The sequence below is a fragment of the Methylobacterium organophilum genome (assembly GCF_022179465.1).
GTDB classification, from domain to species: Bacteria; Pseudomonadota; Alphaproteobacteria; order Rhizobiales; family Beijerinckiaceae; genus Methylobacterium; species Methylobacterium organophilum.
This window is the reverse complement of record NZ_BPQV01000002.1, coordinates 428,958-444,848: the sequence shown is the minus strand read 5'-3', so window position 1 is coordinate 444,848 and position 15,891 is coordinate 428,958. Positions and strand designations below refer to the sequence as shown.

The window sequence follows — 15,891 nt, the reverse complement described above, 5'->3', positions numbered from 1 at the left end:
GCCCAACTGGAAACGTTTCGAGAGAGTACGCCATGTCCGCTTCCCCTGCCGTCGCGCACGAGCCGTTGGATCTCGTCGCGCTGAGCCGCGACGCCGCCGAGGCCGCCAAGAAGCTCGTCGCGGAGGCCACCCGGCGCGTGCGCACCAAGGTGCTGTCGCCCGAGGGCAAGGTCGACGCCGCCAAGTTCGAGGCCGAGCAGCACGCCGCCCACGGCCTCGCCTGGCTCGCCGTCTACGGTGAGGCGGTGAAAGAGCTCGCCGGCTATGCCGCTCGCCTGCAGGAGGCGGGCAAGCTCGGCGAGACCGAGAGCCTGCTCGTGAAGATCGGCATCGGCGAGTATCTCGACCAGATGTTCGGCGGCATCCCGATGAGCCAGGGCGAGATGGTGCGCCCGGTGGGCTCCCTCGGCCTCTCCGCCAAGGAGCTCCTCCAGTTCCGCACCGATGCGGTCGAGGCGGCGATCGCCACCGGCAACACCCCGGAGAACCGCGCCGCCCTCGTCGCCAAGATCCGCGAGGGCTCCGGCTCCGCCACGATCGGCGATTCCGGCCTCGACGAGGACATGGAGGCGATCCGCACCGAAATGCGCCGCTTCGGCAAGGCCGAGGTCGTCGAGAAGGCGCAGGAATGGCACCGCGAGAACGCCTACATCCCGATGGAAATCATCGAGAAGATGGCCGAACTCGGCGTGTTCGGGCTGACCATCCCCGAGGAATACGGCGGCATGGGCCTGCCGAAGATCTCGATGTGCGTGGTCTCCGAGGAGCTGTCCCGCGCCTATATCGGCGTCGGCTCTCTGGGCACCCGCTCCGAGATCGCCGCCGAGCTGATCCTGTGCGGCGGCACCGAGGAGCAGAAGCAGCGCTTCCTGCCCCGCATCGCCTCGGGTGAGATCCTGCCGACCGCCGTGTTCACCGAGCCGAACACGGGCTCCGACCTCGCCAGCCTACGCACCAAGGCGGTCAAGGACGGTGACGTCTGGAAGATCTCGGGCAACAAGACCTGGATCACCCATCCCGTGCGCGCCGACATCATGACGGTGCTCGTGCGCACCAAGCCGGAGGAGAAGGGCCATAAGGGCCTCTCCATGCTGATCGCCGAGAAGCCCCGCGGCGACGACGCGAATCCTTTCCCCGTCGAGGGCCTGTCCGGCGGCGAGATCGAGGTGCTCGGCTATCGGGGCATGAAGGAGTTCGAACTCGCCTTCGAGAACTTCGTGGTGCCGGCATCGAACCTGCTCGGCGAGGTCGAGGGCAAGGGCTTCGCCCAGCTCATGCAGACCTTCGAATCCGCCCGCATCCAGACCGCGGCCCGCGCCATCGGCGTCGCCCAGTCGGCCCTCGATATCGGATTGCGCTACGCCGAGGAGCGGATCCAGTTCGGCAAGGCCCTGGTGAATTTCCCCCGCGTCGCCGACAAGCTCGCGATGATGGCGGTGGAGATCAACATCGCCCGCCAGCTCACCTACTTCTCCGCCCGCGAGAAGGACGAGGGCAAGCGCTGCGATCTGGAGGCCGGCATGGCCAAGCTGCTGGGTGCCCGCGTCGCCTGGGCGGCGGCGGACAACGCCTTGCAGATCCATGGCGGCAACGGCTTCGCGCTCGAGTACACGATTAGCCGTGTTCTTTGCGATGCCCGCATCCTCTCGATCTTCGAGGGTGCGGCCGAGATCCAGGCCCAGGTCATCGCCCGGCGTCTGCTGGAGCAGTGATCCGGGTTCGGCTCGACACGAGCGGCCGGAGGCGGCCGGGGCCACGCTCCGGCCGATCCGATCGGGTCATCCGGGGTTCGCTTCCTCTCGGGTGACCCGAGCCTGCCGGGCCTCGGCAAGAAGACCCGAAGTCGGGCGCGTCCGACTTCGGGTGGGATAAGCGAGACCCGGTCAACCGAAGCAATCAATCGGAGGCGGCACAAGATTGCGTGAGCCTCTTCGTTTCCTGTCGCCGAGCATCGCTGCGTCGATGGATAAGCCGATAGTCTAGCCGGCTCGTATACTTTCCCTCAACGAAGGCTTGCTTAGCCTGCGGTCCGGTGTTTCCGGAGCACGACGTTCGTGTCGCCCCATCCGACTTTGGCCCGACAGAACGGGACGCTGGCTCAGCACTGGACCCGTTGCCGCGCCCGGCCGGGAGCCATGCCGACCTACGAGGCCGTCGTCCTCGGGCGCCTCGGGCGCCTGGCCGATCGTTGTGTCCTCGTCGCCACGCGTGACGGTCGCGCCCACACGCTGATGTGGGGCGGCCCCGGCTTCCAGGACTGGTTCGAGGGCGCGGTGCAGGATCTTCCCCTCGCCGGCGTGGCCGAGGAGGTCCGATGGCCGATCGAGGAGATCGCCGAGGCCGCCCTTCGGACGGAGGAGCCTGCGAGCGCACGCTGCGACCGCATCACCGACGGTGTGGTGTCGAGCTGGGAGCTGGTCGGCGTCCCCCTGGCCCGTGCGGGCGGCACGCCGCTGATCCTCGTCCACGTTGACGAGACCTGCGTGCGCACGGAGCTCGTCCAGGCCCTTTTCGGCGCCACCGGGCAGGGTCTGATGGCGCTCAGCACGATCCGGAACGCCGGAGGCGCGATCGACGACTTCAAGATCGTCACCCTGAACCAGGGCGCCGCCGAGATCTTCGGGCGCTCGATCGATGCCCTGCAATGGCAGCGCCTCGGAGATTTCGTGCCGGCCTCCCTCGGTGTGACACGGATGCTCGCCGCCGTGGTGGGACGCACGGACCGTGCGCTGCTCGAACTTGCCTATCCGCGCTCCGACGGCACGACCCTTTCCCTGAAGGTCGAGGCGCGGGCGATCGGCGACCTCATCGCGGTGACCATGACGGATGTCGGCGACATCAAGGCCCGTGAGGAATCCTTCCGGCTCCTGTTCGACAACCATCCCCTGCCGATGTGGCTGCTGGAACCGGCTTCCGCGCGCTTCGTCGCCGTCAACGAAGCGGCCGTCGCCCATTACGGCTACAGTCGAGAAGAGCTGCTCGCCCGGCGCCTGCCCGATCTCGACGAGCCGCATGGAGAACAGCCCTCCGGTGACGGGAATACCCGCCGCCAGCGCCGGGCCGACGGCTCCACGATCGAAGTGACGTTGTTCGAGCGGGCACTGCCCTTCGAGGGACGGCCCGTGCTTCTGGGGGGCGCCATCGACGTGACCGAGCGGCGGCGGGCCGAGGCCCGCATCATCCACATGGCCCATCACGACGCTCTGACAGGGTTGCCCAACCGCGTGCTCTTCGCCACCCGGCTTGCCGAGGCGCTTGCGAACCAGGCGCAGGGGGGCGTCGATGCCGCCCTGCTCTGCCTTGATCTCGATAAGTTCAAGTTCGTCAACGACACGCTCGGCCATCCGGCGGGGGATGCGCTGTTGCGGGAGGCGGCGGAGCGCATCGCCGGTTGCGTGCGCGCCCGCGATCTCGTCGCGAGGCTCGGTGGCGACGAGTTCGCGGTCCTCCTGGCCGGTCCCGACGCGGCCGCCATGGCCCATGCTGTCGCGATCCGGATCATCGAGATCCTGTCGCTGCCGTTCCACCTGGGCGGACAGGAGAGTCATGTTGGGGCGAGCATCGGCATCGCCTGCCTGCCCGCGCATGGGAGTGACCCGGACACGCTCCTGCGCAACGCGGATCTCGCCCTCTACCGGGCCAAATCCGCAGGCGGCAACAGTGCCCGTTGCTTCGACGCGGCCATGGACGGCTGGGCGCAGGCAAGGCGGAAGCGCGAGAACGATCTGCGTGAGGCTCTGAACCGCGGCGAGCTGACCCTGGCCTATCAACCGATCGTCGAGACGCGCACGCGCCGGATCGTGGCCTTCGAAGCCCTTGTCCGTTGGCACCATCCCGTGGACGGGCCGATCCCGCCCTCAGAGTTCATCCCGCTGGCCGAAGAGACCGGGCTGATAGGATCGGTCGGCGCGTTCGTGTTGCGCGCCGCCTGCCTGGAGGCTGCCCGCTGGGAGATCCCGCTCCGGATCGCGGTGAATCTGTCTCCGGTCCAGTTCCGTGATCGCAATCTGGTGCCGCTGGTGCGGCAGGCGCTCCGCGACGCCGGCCTGCCGCCGGCGCGGCTCGAGCTGGAGGTGACGGAATCCGTTCTGCTGACGGCGAACGAGGCGAACAAGGCGACGCTTCACGCGCTGCGCGCCCTCGGCGTGCGCATCGCGATGGACGATTTCGGCACGGGCTACTCGTCCCTCAGCTATCTGCGGTCTTTTCCCTTCGACAAGATCAAGATCGACCGCTCCTTCGTGAGCCAGATCGGCGAGAACGCTCATTCCCGGGCCATCGTGCGGGCGATGATCGGGCTCGGTGCGAGCCTGAGCATTCCCACGGTGGCCGAGGGCGTCGAGACCGTCGCGCAGTTCGAGCAATTGCGGGACAAGGGCTGCGACGAGGTGCAGGGCTATCTGTTCGGGCGTCCGATGCCTGCGGTGGACGCGCGGGCGCTCATCGCTGACGAGGCCGCGATGGTCCTTCGCGCCTCCGCCTGAGGCCAGCGCCTGCGCGAAACCCGAGGCCGCGGCCTACTTGGTTATCTTCACCGAGACGGGATCGCTCGACGGAAAGGTTTCCTCCAGGGCCTCGTCGAGCCGCGCATCCGTCTTGTCCTGGCGGTTCTCGGGGTTGTCCTTGTCGCCCTTGCCGTCCTGCCGGAAGCCCGCGGCTTTCGGATCGTCTTTCGGTTGCGTCGTCTTGTCGGACATTGCGCCTCGCTGGGTCTGCCACGGAGGGCCGCTGCCGGCGGCCTTCTCAAGACCAACGCGAGGCGTGCCGTCCTGGTTCGGACCCGCTCAGGGCCGTGACGGCGCCGCGCGCCGCAGGCTCGGCCGCAGGACCGGTCCCGCCGCGTTCCGGGCCTCGCGCGTGACGAGGCCGTAGACCTGCTCCAGCCGGTCGAGATGGGCCTCGACGCTCAAGGGGGCCGACCAGTAGCGGGCATGGGCGGTCTCACCCAGGCGCCGGGCCAGCCCATCGTCCTTCAGCCGCACCAGATGGGCGGCGAGGGCCTGGGCGTCGCCCGAGCGGAACCAGAAGCCGTTCTCCCCGTCCTCGATCGCCTCGCGGCCGGCACAGGCATCCGAGACGATCACCGGGCAGCCGCAGGCCAGCGCCTCGTAGACGGTGAGCGGCTGGCCCTCGTACCAGATGCTCGGAAAGACCAGGGCGCGCGCGGCGCGCATCAGGGCCTGCACCTCCGGCGCGCTCTTCCAGCCGAGCATGACGCTCTCGGGATAGCGCGCCTTGAGATCCGCCGCGCTCGGGCCGTCGCCCACGAAGACCGGCCGCACGCCCGCCTGGCGGGCGGCCTCCGCGAAGATCGGGGCGCCCTTCTCCGTGGAGATGCGGCCGACGAACAGGAAGTCGCCCGGAGGGCCGGCGCGTGGCGGCGCCTGCGGCACGGAGATGGGGTTGTCGACCCGGTGGAAGACGGTGCCCGCGGGCAGGAGCGGCGTGATCACCCGCTCCTGCAGGGCGCTGATCGTGACGACGTGCCGGAACAGCCTGGGCAGGTCCGCCACATGCTCCAGCCCGAGATGACGCACGACCCGCAGGAGCTTGCGGGGATAGGAGCGCGCATCGCAATTCGTGGTCAGGCAATCGGCCGACATCGGCCGGCGGTGGCAGATCGCATCCGCCGGATAGGCGTAGAAGCCGCCATTGGGGCAGACCAGGAAGAACTCGTGCATCGTGTAGAGGCAGGGCAGCCCCGAGGCGCGGATCGCCGGGCCGATCGAGGGCGAGAGCGCCTTGGCGAAGGCATGGACATGGACCAGGGTATCGTCCGGATCGCAGGCCGCGAGCTCCCGGGCGAGCGCCGCGCCGGCCGGCCGGTTCCAGATGGCCTGGGCGGCGAAGGCGAGCTTGTTGGTGGTCGAGGCGATGTCGTCCTGGCCGAGGCAGACGACGCGGATGCCGGCCGCGGTGAGGCGCGGATCGATCGGGCCGACTGCCGCGAAGACCGTGACCGCATGGCCGCGCGCCCGCAGGCCGAGGGCGGAATCGAGGGCGACCTTGGCCTGGCCGCCGTTGATATGGGCATGATCGAGGACGAGGACGACGTGCAAGGCAGCCTCGGAGGTTCCGGCCCGGCCTGCCGCGGGGCGCACCGCCGAGGATCCCTCCTCCCGGATGCCGTTGCAGCTTCCGGGCGTCGCGTGACGGGCCCGATCGAGCCTCCTGTTTACCGGACGGCAGTTGATCGCGCGTAAACCTGCGGGCCTGTTCCGGCCTCTGTGCCGGAGACGCGGGGCCGGGAGCCGCCATGCATGTCGTCGTCCTGGCCGAGTTCGCCGTCGCGAGCGGGGGCGCCGAGAAGGTGGCGCTCGAATCCGCCCGCGGCCTGGCCGAGGCCGGGGTGGACGTCACCTATCTCCAGGCGGTGCCGGGGGAGGCCGACCCGCTCCTCGACCATCCCCGTCTGCAGCGGATCTGCCTCGGCCTCGAGGATGTCTGGAACCTGCCGGCGGTGCGGGCGGCGGTCTCCGGCATCTGGAGCGCGGAGGCGGCGCGCCGTCTCGCGGCCGCCCTCGCCGCCCTGCCCCGGCCGCCGGATATCCTGCATCTCCACCAATGGACGCGGGCCCTCTCCCCCAGCGTGCTCCCCGTGCTGCTGAACGCGCAGGCGCCGCTGGTGCTGACCCTGCACGACTATTTCCTCGCCTGCCCGACCGGCGTCTATTACCGCTTCGACCGGTCGGAGCCCTGCACGCTCCGACCCCTCTCCGCGGGCTGCCTCGCCTCCGCCTGCGATCCGAGGAGCCGCCTGCACAAGCTCGTGCGTCTCGGCCGGACCGCGGCCCTGCGCATGGCACTCGGACGCGCGCCCCTCGACGTGATCCATGTCTGCGACGCGAGCGTCGGCCGTATCGGATCTCTCCTCGCCGGCCGGACCCTGCGCCATCACCGGGTCGACAACCCGGTGCGCGTGGAGAAGGCCGTGCCGGCCGAGCCTGCCCGGGGCGACGCCATCGTCTATGTCGGCCGGCTGACCCGCGAGAAGGGCGCCGATCTCGTCGCCGCGGCGGCGCGCGAGGCTGGGATCCCAGCTCTGTTCATCGGCGCGGGGCCGCTGGAGGCGGAGCTCGCGGCGCAGGGCGCCGAGCTCGTCGGTTGGCGCTCCCCACAGGAGGTGGAGGCGATCCTCGTACGCCGCGCCAGGGCGGTCTGCGCGCCCTCGCGCTGGTACGAAACCGGGCCGTTGACGATCTACGAGGCGATGGCCCGGGGCGTCCCCGTCGTCGCCTCGCGCCGGTCCGGAGCGGCCGAGAAGGTGGAGAACGGGCGGACGGGCTTCGTCGCCGAGCCCGAAATGAGCGCTTTGACCGCCGTCTTCCGGCAATGCGTCGATGACGGGCGCGTCGGCGCCATGGGCCGGGCGGCGTACGACGCCTATTGGTCGGCTCCGATGACGATGTCGCGCCATGCGGATGCACTCTTGGCGCTCTACCGCAAGATCGCGGCCGCGGCAGACACGAAGCAGCAAAGCTTTCGCGCCGGATCTGAGCCGGCCAACGAGCTCATTCGCGCAGGCGAAGCCGCGAGCCACCTCTGAATCCTGAATTATTGCATTGCGATATTTCGTGCCGCCGAATGCGTTGACTGCCTGGATCCCGGGCCGTTAGTCTGAGTTTTCGAACGAGAGATTCGGCGCAATTTTGCAGTTGCGAGCCCGCAGGGGTGTTCTCTCGGAAACTTCCTTCTTGACTTTCATGTTGCGTTGCAACATATGTCTGCGCGGACGCATGCCGTTCCGGCTGCGTCGCTTTGCGACATGTGAAGGAGACAGCCTTGAGCACCCAGACTTTCGAGATCCCGACCGAGTTTCGCGATTTCGCCGAGAAGAGCGTCGATCAGGCTCGCAATGCTTTCGGCACCTTCATCAACGGCGCCGTGAAGACCTCGGAGCAGCTCGGCTCGTCCGCCACCTCGATCCAGTCGGCGCTCCACGCCGCGGTTCTGAAGGGCCTGGACAACGCGCAGGCGAACGCCAACACCGCCTTCGATTACGCCCAGAAGCTCGTCCGCACCCGCGACGCGCGTGAGGCCTTCGAGCTTCAGTCCGAGTACGTGAAGACGCAGTTCGCCGCCTTCCAGGCTCAGGCGAAGGAATTCGGTGCTCTCGCCCAGAGCGTCGCCCGCTAAGCGGAGGGCGTGCGTGGCGGGGGAGTCGCGCCCCCGCCGAAACGCTGAGACCCGCTGCATGGCGGGTCCAGCCGCAGTCCTGCAGCCCCGGTGGTGCGAGACTGCATGACGCCTCGCGGCGCTTCCGCCTCGTCGGAGTCTGCTGAGTGCATCCGCTCGGGCTTTCGGCGTCCGGACGCCCGGCGTGCCGATGGTCCAGCAAGCGGAGGAGAGCGGTTCATGTCGACGATAAGGCGCAGAACGAGGCGGGGCCAGGTCCCGCCGAACGGGCGGTCTTTGGAAACCCAGGCCGCTCCCGAGACCGAATCGCCGGTCGAGACCCCGGTGACGGAGGCCGAGGATACGACCGAGGCCGAGACCTTGGACGCCGGTGCCCCCGAGGTGCCTGAGATCCCCGAGGCCGGCATCGCGGATCCGGATCCGATCGAGACGACGGTCGAAGCGAGCGAGGCCGTCGTCGAGGAGACGATCGCGCAGGCCGAGCAGGCCGTGGAGATCGCAGCGCAGGCCACTCAGGACGCTGTCGAGGTGAGCTCCGATACGGCCGAGGCTGTCACGGAGATCGCCACGGAGGCCGTTGCCGAGGCCGTTCCGGAACAGCCCCCAGTGCCCGTTGCGGAGGGCGCGCCTGTCGCGGCGGCCTCCCCCGAGGCTCCCGCCGCGAAGCCGACCTCCTTCTTCCGGGCCAGCGCCACGTTCGGCTTCGTGCCGTCCCTCGCGCCCCTCAACGAGATCAACGCGACCCTCGTTGCCTATGCCCGCAACGAGGGGGCTGCGGCCCTGGCCCATATCCAGGCGCTGTCGAAGGCGACCTCTCCCGCCGAGGTGATCCGTCTTCAAGTGGACGAGCTTCAGCGTGTCGCCGACGCTTCGCTGACCTGCATCAGCGACATCGTCCGTTCGGCGAACCGCTTCACGGAATCGGCGACGCGGCACTGAGCCCCGGGCGCTGCACCAGCCCTGAGATGTCTCGACGGGCGGCTTCCGCGAGGGGCCGCCCGTTCCTCATCGGGCGACGAGCAGGGCCCAGTAGACCTTGTACTTGGAGCCCGGCGCGTAGGCTGTGGCGATCCCCATCCGCGTGGCGTTGGGATCCAGCATGACCGCGTTGTGGGGCTTGCTCTCCCGCCAGCCGGAAAAGGCTTCCGCCAGGGTGTGATATCCGGCGGAGAGATTCGCCTCCGCTCCGGCATAGCCGAGCCGACCGATCGCGTTGCGTACGGTCTGGCTGTTGCTGGGCTTGTCCGCCACCGCCATGGCGGCGGCCTCTGTCTCGGCAAGCTTCTGCAATTCGGGGTCGATCGTCAGTGTCCCCGCGCCGTTGTTGCGGCGATAGGCCGAGATCATGTCCCGGGCCGCCGCCGTGTCGACGGCGGCGCTCTGCGTGGTGAGCGGCAGGTACATGCTCGGGACCGCCGCATTCGGCGAGACCTCTCCGGCGCAACCGCCGAGCATGAAGGCGGCGGCGCAGAGCGCGGCGAGAAGCGGCAGGCGTCCGGTCACGAAACGGGTCTCGGGCAGGCAGGACTTTCCCAAATGGGATGCCCTGCCCGTCCGCTCAAGGTCAGTTCGTGCCGAGCGTGCGCCCGCCGGTGTCGCGGCTGCCTTCGCGTGGCGTAGCGCGCCGTACCTCGTCGCGTCCCGGCGGGAGCTCGCGGGCATCGCCCTCCGTCGTATCCTGCGCGCCGTCCGGGGGCCTCTGAACCACGACCGCGCCGGCGATCTGGCTGAGAGCGTCCCGCACGGGTTCGAGGCCCTGCACGGTGACGAAGCTCGAGGCCGGGCCCATGGCGGGGATGAAGCCCGCCTCGGACAGGGTCGCGAAGACCGAGAAGTTGAGGTCGCTCTGCACCTTCTGGCCGAGATTGACGTCGGTCACCATGGCGATCAGGTCGAAGTCGAGGAACGGGTCGCCGATCTTCTTGAACACCACCCGGGGCGGCGGTTCCTTCAGCACGTCGGGATGGGCGGCGGCGCAGGACACCATCATCTCGGCGGCCCGCACCGGATCCTGATTGCGCAGGACGCTGACCGAGATGATGACCCGGCCGGTGCGGTCGCCGCGGACGCGGTTCTTCACCACGCCGGAGATCAGGTTCGAGTTCGGCACGATCACCGCCGAGCGGTCGAAGGTCTGGATCTCCGTGGAGCGCACCGAGATGCGCCGCACGATGCCCTCGCTGTCGCCGATGACGACTTGGTCGCCGACCCGGATCGGCCGCTCCCAGAGCAGGAGGAGGCCGGAGACGAAGTTGTTGACGATCGACTGGAGGCCGAAACCGATACCGACCGAGAGGGCACCGGCGACGATGGTGAGCTTCTCGAGGCTCAGGCCGAGATAGGAGAAGGCCAGGGCCAGGGCCAGGAGGAAGCCGAAATAGCCGACGACCGTCGCGATGGAGTTGCGCAGGCCCGCATCGAGATCCGTGGCCGGCAGGTAGGTGTTCTCCAACCAGCGCTGGACCGCGCGGGTGATGACCACGCCGAGCACCAGGATGCCGACGCCGAACACGATCGAGGAGAGCGAGATCGTGACGTCGCCGACCTTGAAGCCGAAGAAGGCGCTGCGCACTGATGAGAACACGTCGGTGGAATCGAGCCCCCAGGGTGCGAGCACCAGAAGCGCGACGATGGCGATGAGCACGACGCGGGCGGCGCCCGTGCCGAGCACCGCGATCTGGTTGAGGGAGCGCTTGCGCAGGCCCGTATTGGCCTGGAGCGCGGTGGCGAGCTTGGTGTCCTCGGTCAGCGTGCTGCCGATGAAGGTGTCCGCGCTGGCGATGAACAGCCAGAGCAGCACGATCAGGCTCGCCGTCCAGATGAGCTGGTCGACGAGGAAGGCCGAGAGGGCAACGTAGCCGACGAGGGGCGCGAGCCCGACCACGGCCACCGCGACCCAGCCGAGGATGCGCAGCGGGCCGCCGATCCCCGTGGAGGTCTCGGTGGCGACGTAGGGGCCGAAGCAGGCCTCCTCCTTTTCCGCCGTATCGGCGAAGCGGTGAAGGCCGATCGCCAGCAGCAGGGCCGCGGCCACCGCGCCGATGCCGCGGGTGGCGATCGAGATCGGCAAGGCCGCCGAGATCCCGGCATTCAGGGCCTCGACCGATTTCGAGACCGTGATGACCACGGCGATGCTGACCGCGAGGGTGGAGATGCGCCAAGCGGCGGCGTCTGAGACCGGCGCCGGGCGCCAGGCGGGCTTGCCGACGGCGAGCAGGGCATCGCAGAGCGCCTGGACGAAGGCGATGAAAGCGAGGCCGATCAGGATCGCGCTCGCCACCGGCAGGAGCCGCTGCGGCAGCAGGTCGGTCACGTCCAGAGCGTAGTAGATGGCGTAGCTGCCCGCGATCGCCGGGCCGGTGCCGAGCAGCAGCACCCGCCACGCGGCGAGGAGCTTCCTGTGCCGGGACGGATTGGTCACGCTGGCATCGCGCCGCCCCAACGCCGGGGCGATGTTGCGCCGGCCGATATAGAGGGCGATCGACACGCCGAAGGCGAGGCCGAGGAGCAGCAGGTTCCAGATCGTGCCGTTGCGCGAGAACAGGTAGGCGATGTCCTCGAAGGCGCTCTGGAGGCCGCGCAGATCGCGGGGCACGTCGTTGGCGACGCGCATCCAAAGATCCGGGCTGACGAGGCCGGAGGTGCGCTCGAACAGGCCGCGGGTGAAGGCCGCCCGGCGGCGGTTCGTCACCTGATCGACGATCTGCTCGCTCTGGACGAGGAGCGACTTGGCGAGGCGCTGGGTGCCGTCGATGTCGGTTACGGCCTGCTCGCGCTCGGCCCGCTCCTTGGCGAGATCCGCGTCTTCCTCACCTTCCTTCGGCTTCGGGCCGAGCTGGGTAAGACGCTCCCGAGCCGCTTCGAGGCGGGGGGTGAGTAAGTCGATGATTCCGCGGATCCGGTCGGAGACGGCGTCCAGTCCGTCGCGCGCACGAGTCAAATCCCCGGCGGCGACATTTGGCCCGGTGACCGTCTTCTCGCGGGCATCGAGATCGTTCTTGATCTCGTCGAGGCGCTCCCGGATCTTCTGGAGCGCTTCCGCCGTCGGCGCCTTCACCACCGGCTTGGGGGGCGGTGCCGCGGCGGCGGGCGCCTGACCCTGTGGTGGCTGTGCCGGAGCCGTCTTTCCCTGCTCGTGCCCTGGTTGCGGTTGTGCGGGCGGTGCGGTGCCCTGTGCCGGTGGCACCGTCTGCGCCGGGGCGGGCGCCGTTCCCTGCGCCGTGACGGCAGCGGGGGAGAGAGCCACCACGCTCGCAAGAAGGGCGGCGAAGGTGGCCGTCCGCGGGGAAAGGAAGAACCGTCGAACCATCATCATCCTTGGTCAGGGACCTAACGCGCGGCCATGTCATGCCGCGTGGCCGCGGGCCGACCCGTCAGCTAGGGCCTCACGCGGCCCTGCCGAGTCTTGCGCCGCAATATGGCCGAAACCGAGCGAGGGTTTGAACCCATGCGGCCTGTGGGCGCGGTGTCGTGCCGCCGTCGAACAATCTTCACAAGCCTGTCACCCTGATATTAGACTAAGCGGCGATGGACTTGGCCCTTTCCTCATTCCGCGAGGAAGCGGCGCTGGCCGCCGGATACGCTGGCTGGCGCGCGAACTTCAGGTTCTCCGCTCTCCCCTGGAGCGCGGACGATGCCGCGATCCGGCCTTTTGGTCCCCTCGATTTTCGAACTCGGTCGCGCCGCGCGCCCACCCCGTCAGTCCGCCGGCAGGCGGGCCGGAGGGCGCCCCTCTATCGCCCGCTCGGGGCAGCGCGATCGTTCGATCCGACGCGTTGCCCCCGTTTCCCCGCAAGTCGAGAACCGTGCCGATGATGGATCTCCAGACACTCGTCCTCAACGCGGATTATCGGCCACTCTCCTACAATCCGCTCTCGCTCTGGTCCTGGAAGGACGCCTTCACCGCCCTGTTCCTCGACCGTGTTACCCTGGTCGCGAGCTACGACACCGAGGCGCGCTCGCCGAGCCGCTCGCTCAAGGTGCCGAGCGTGGTGGCGCTGAAGAACTACGTGACGCTCGCGCGCAGCCCGGCTTTCACCCGCTACAACATCTATCTGCGCGACGGCTTTTCCTGCCAGTATTGCGGCCTGCGCCTACCCTCCGGCGGCCTCACCTTCGACCACGTGGTGCCGCGCTCCAAGGGCGGCCTGTCGAGCTGGGAAAACGTGGTTGCCGCCTGCAGCCCCTGCAATCTGCGCAAGGCCAACCGCACGCCGGAACAGGCGGAGATGCCGCTGCTCAACGAGCCCCGTCGACCGACGCGCTACGAGCTGCATCGCCGCCAGCCGGAATTCGACCACCGACAATACCACCACACCTGGCTCGACTACCTGTACTGGGACAGCGAACTCGACAGCTAAGGCCGCCGGCGAGGGGGAGAGCGATCTATTGCGGGAAGCGCGGCGGCGGCGCGTTGTAGATCGGGACGTCGGTCGGCCGTGGGAGATAGGCCTGGATCGTGGAGACGTGCGCCGCCCGGAGCTGCAACTCGCCCCGCGGATCACGGTAGCGCACGTCCGGGGGCGGCAGGCGGCGGGGCGGATGGGGGCGGTACCGAGGGGCCGCGTAGCTCCCCTCCCCGTAACCCTGAGCCTGTGCCATCCCCGGCGCGAAGCCGGCGAGCCCCAGGATCAGGCTGCCGGAGATGAGAAGCGTGCGCCGCATGTTCCGCTCGTGGTGATGGGAGCCGTGAGCCGGCACCTTCGGCAAGGCTAGCGCGGCGGGTTTTCCAAAAGGGTTAAGCTGAGATCAGAACTTGACGGCCGCGCCTCCGCGCACGGTGTTCAGGTTCAGCTTGTGGCCGTCGAAATCGTTAAAATAGACATACTGGTACTCGCCACGCAGAAGAACATTCGACGTGATCGCGTATTCGAGACCTGTGCCGAGTGCGACGCCGCCAACGACCTTAGTTTTCGTGCGACCAAAAAACTCTGGATTAAAGGGAGTACCAGCAGCCGGATTTGCCTGATCGAAGCTATAATAGCCGTAGTGGTTGACGTAGGTTTGCTTGCTCGCGTCGAGGCCAATATTGGCTTTGTAAGCGGCCTGATCGTAGCCGTAGGTCTGCACGGCAACGTTGTCGGTGATTCGGGCGCGGCCGATTGCGAGACCGCCCGTTACGAAAGGCAGGAAGTTGCCGAGAGCATAGCCTGCGCGGGCGCGGATCGTGCCGTAATCCTCGATCTTGGTGCCCGCCAGCCCCGATAGATTTACATGGGTAAGATAGCCGTCGCTCGGCGTCGTCATGTACCGGCGGATGGAGTCTGTGGTCGCGCCGATGAGTCCCGCCCGTGTGTAGTCGACCTCCACACCAAGAACGATATCGTCGAATTGCACATTATAGCCAGCAAATCCGCCGAATGTGCTTCCGCCCTGGCGATCGGTGTGCGCCTGGAGCAGAGTCGACGCGCTCATGTCGTTTTCGACTACGGTTGAGCGTAGCATGTTGGCGACGATAGGCTGGAAGGTGTTCCGGAAGCCGAAGGCACCCGACGAGTATCCGCCGTGGCCGCCGACATAGACGCCGCTCCAGTCGATTGTGCTGGAGGCGTAGCTCTCCTCATATTCCGGCCCACGCAGCACGCCGTAATCCAGATCGGCCGCGGCAGCGGCGCCCGGCAGGGTCAGGACGGCCAGGAAACCGAGGGCTGGTCTACGCATCTTCAACGTCCTCAGGGCAGCAACGCGAGCGTCCGTTGCCGAGCGATGATGACGTCTTACTTTGGTAACCTTAATTTTCGGTATTGATCTTTCCGCTGAAGCAATCGGAGCAAGTCCTACTTGTCCCGATTTTGAACAAACGTCCGGAGGCGACCGGCGGCTCAGGGCGTCGGTTGCCTCCCGTGGTGTCGGATCCGAGAGTCTCAGTTGCCGTAGGGCGAGGCCGGCTCGAAGGCGCCCGGCAGGAGTCCGCCGGCGAACTGGTAGCGCAGGCCAATGCGGAACTCGTTTGCGGTGAGATCCTTCAGGCGGGTGCTGCCGCCATAGGGATCGGTTCCGCTCTTGGCGCGTCCGAGATCGACGTAGCGGTAGGCCGCGTCGATGCTGAAGCCGGCGCCGACCGCGTAGGACAGGCCGGCCGTGAGCGCCCAGGCCAGGGAAGCGACGGATTTGTCCGGGCGCGCCACGGCCGTGCGGGCCCCGCTGCCCGGGGCACCGTCGCAGCCATCTACGAAGCAGGTCGTCTGCGTATAGGCGTTGTGGACGTCCTTCTGCGCCACGCCGACCCCAGCCCCGATATAGGGCGTGAAGCCCCACCAAGTGCCAAGATCGGCATAGACGTTCACCAAGCCCGTCAGCGCGCTCAGTTCGCCCGCTTCGAGGTTGCGACCGGTCACGAAGTTGGAACGCGAGGAATAGGCCGAGAAGGCCGCCGGGGTGCGCTGGTCGATGGTTGCGTCGACCCGCAGCCACTCGTTGACGCGGTAGCCGACGCCGCCGCCATAGCCGGGTTCCCGACTGAGGCGGAGGCCGACCAGGGGCGGCATGCCCGGGTCGTTCGGATCCGGCCGGGTGGCATCGTGAGGACGGTCGAACACGCTCTCGGTGAAATCCCCGCGCAGGTACCAGCCGCTCCCGACGGCGACGGGTTGGGCGATGGGCGCGGGAGGCGGCAGAAGGTCCGCGGCGCGCGCGCCATTGGCTGTGCCGGTAGCGAGCAGGGCCAGGGCAAGCCGGTTCCAGCATGGACGCGATACCGCCATGGCCACGGGCTTCCGATCGAGTTCGAGGAGATGGAAGACGGCGCGAAAAACC

At 68.3% G+C, this 15,891-nt stretch carries 13 protein-coding genes; 6 read left to right on the top strand and 7 right to left on the bottom strand.

Annotated elements, in window-relative coordinates; all coding sequences use genetic code 11:
* Window positions 1-32: 32 nt before the first annotated feature.
* The gene (locus MFF21_RS04750) at window positions 33-1,712 is read left to right on the top strand and encodes an acyl-CoA dehydrogenase family protein (protein WP_238310045.1); all 1,680 of its coding nucleotides are present in this window, start codon (window positions 33-35) and stop codon (window positions 1,710-1,712) included.
* Window positions 1,713-2,135: 423 nt separating this feature from the next.
* Window positions 2,136-4,484 (top strand): putative bifunctional diguanylate cyclase/phosphodiesterase, encoded by a 2,349-nt coding sequence (locus MFF21_RS04745; protein ID WP_238310044.1) that lies wholly within the window; start codon window positions 2,136-2,138, stop codon window positions 4,482-4,484.
* Window positions 4,485-4,517: 33 nt separating this feature from the next.
* On the opposite strand, the gene MFF21_RS04740 is transcribed toward MFF21_RS04745, so the two are convergent.
* Together MFF21_RS04740 and MFF21_RS04735 are read right to left on the bottom strand one after the other, a co-directional pair.
* A complete protein-coding gene (locus tag MFF21_RS04740; protein WP_238310043.1) occupies window positions 4,518-4,697 on the bottom strand; it encodes a hypothetical protein in 180 nt (59 codons plus the stop codon).
* Between the two features lie 87 nt (window positions 4,698-4,784).
* Window positions 4,785-6,059, bottom strand: coding sequence for a glycosyltransferase family 4 protein (locus MFF21_RS04735; RefSeq protein WP_238310042.1), 1,275 nt, complete (start codon window positions 6,057-6,059; stop codon window positions 4,785-4,787).
* A gap of 197 nt (window positions 6,060-6,256) precedes the next feature.
* On the opposite strand from MFF21_RS04735, the gene MFF21_RS04730 reads away from it, so the two are divergent.
* The 3 genes from MFF21_RS04730 to MFF21_RS04720 all read left to right on the top strand — a co-directional run bounded on the left by MFF21_RS04730 (window position 6,257) and on the right by MFF21_RS04720 (window position 9,075).
* Window positions 6,257-7,546: a glycosyltransferase family 4 protein gene (locus MFF21_RS04730; protein WP_238310041.1), complete on the top strand. Its 1,290-nt coding sequence runs from the start codon at window positions 6,257-6,259 to the stop codon at window positions 7,544-7,546.
* Window positions 7,547-7,782: 236 nt separating this feature from the next.
* Window positions 7,783-8,136, top strand: coding sequence for a phasin (locus tag MFF21_RS04725; RefSeq protein WP_238310040.1), 354 nt, complete (start codon window positions 7,783-7,785; stop codon window positions 8,134-8,136).
* Window positions 8,137-8,412: 276 nt separating this feature from the next.
* The gene (locus tag MFF21_RS04720) at window positions 8,413-9,075 is read left to right on the top strand and encodes a Phasin (RefSeq protein ID WP_238310039.1); all 663 of its coding nucleotides are present in this window, start codon (window positions 8,413-8,415) and stop codon (window positions 9,073-9,075) included.
* A gap of 66 nt (window positions 9,076-9,141) precedes the next feature.
* Here MFF21_RS04720 and MFF21_RS04715 read toward each other — a convergent pair whose 3' ends face one another.
* Entirely contained in the window at window positions 9,142-9,591 is a 450-nt protein-coding gene (locus tag MFF21_RS04715) for a CAP domain-containing protein (protein WP_238310196.1), read from the bottom strand.
* A gap of 109 nt (window positions 9,592-9,700) precedes the next feature.
* Window positions 9,701-12,445, bottom strand: a complete 2,745-nt coding sequence (locus MFF21_RS04710) for a DUF3772 domain-containing protein (RefSeq protein WP_238310038.1) — start codon at window positions 12,443-12,445, stop codon at window positions 9,701-9,703.
* Window positions 12,446-12,947: 502 nt separating this feature from the next.
* Between MFF21_RS04710 and MFF21_RS04705 the strand changes: the two genes are divergently transcribed.
* Window positions 12,948-13,496: an HNH endonuclease gene (locus MFF21_RS04705; RefSeq protein ID WP_238310037.1), complete on the top strand. Its 549-nt coding sequence runs from the start codon at window positions 12,948-12,950 to the stop codon at window positions 13,494-13,496.
* Between the two features lie 25 nt (window positions 13,497-13,521).
* Here the strand turns inward: MFF21_RS04705 and MFF21_RS04700 are convergent, their stop codons facing one another.
* From MFF21_RS04700 to MFF21_RS04690, 3 genes are all read right to left on the bottom strand, one after another.
* Window positions 13,522-13,800, bottom strand: coding sequence for a hypothetical protein (locus tag MFF21_RS04700; RefSeq protein WP_238310036.1), 279 nt, complete (start codon window positions 13,798-13,800; stop codon window positions 13,522-13,524).
* A gap of 84 nt (window positions 13,801-13,884) precedes the next feature.
* Window positions 13,885-14,796, bottom strand: a complete 912-nt coding sequence (locus tag MFF21_RS04695) for an outer membrane protein (RefSeq protein ID WP_238310035.1) — start codon at window positions 14,794-14,796, stop codon at window positions 13,885-13,887.
* Between the two features lie 203 nt (window positions 14,797-14,999).
* Entirely contained in the window at window positions 15,000-15,839 is an 840-nt protein-coding gene (locus MFF21_RS04690) for an outer membrane protein (RefSeq protein ID WP_238310195.1), read from the bottom strand.
* Window positions 15,840-15,891 lie beyond the last annotated feature (52 nt).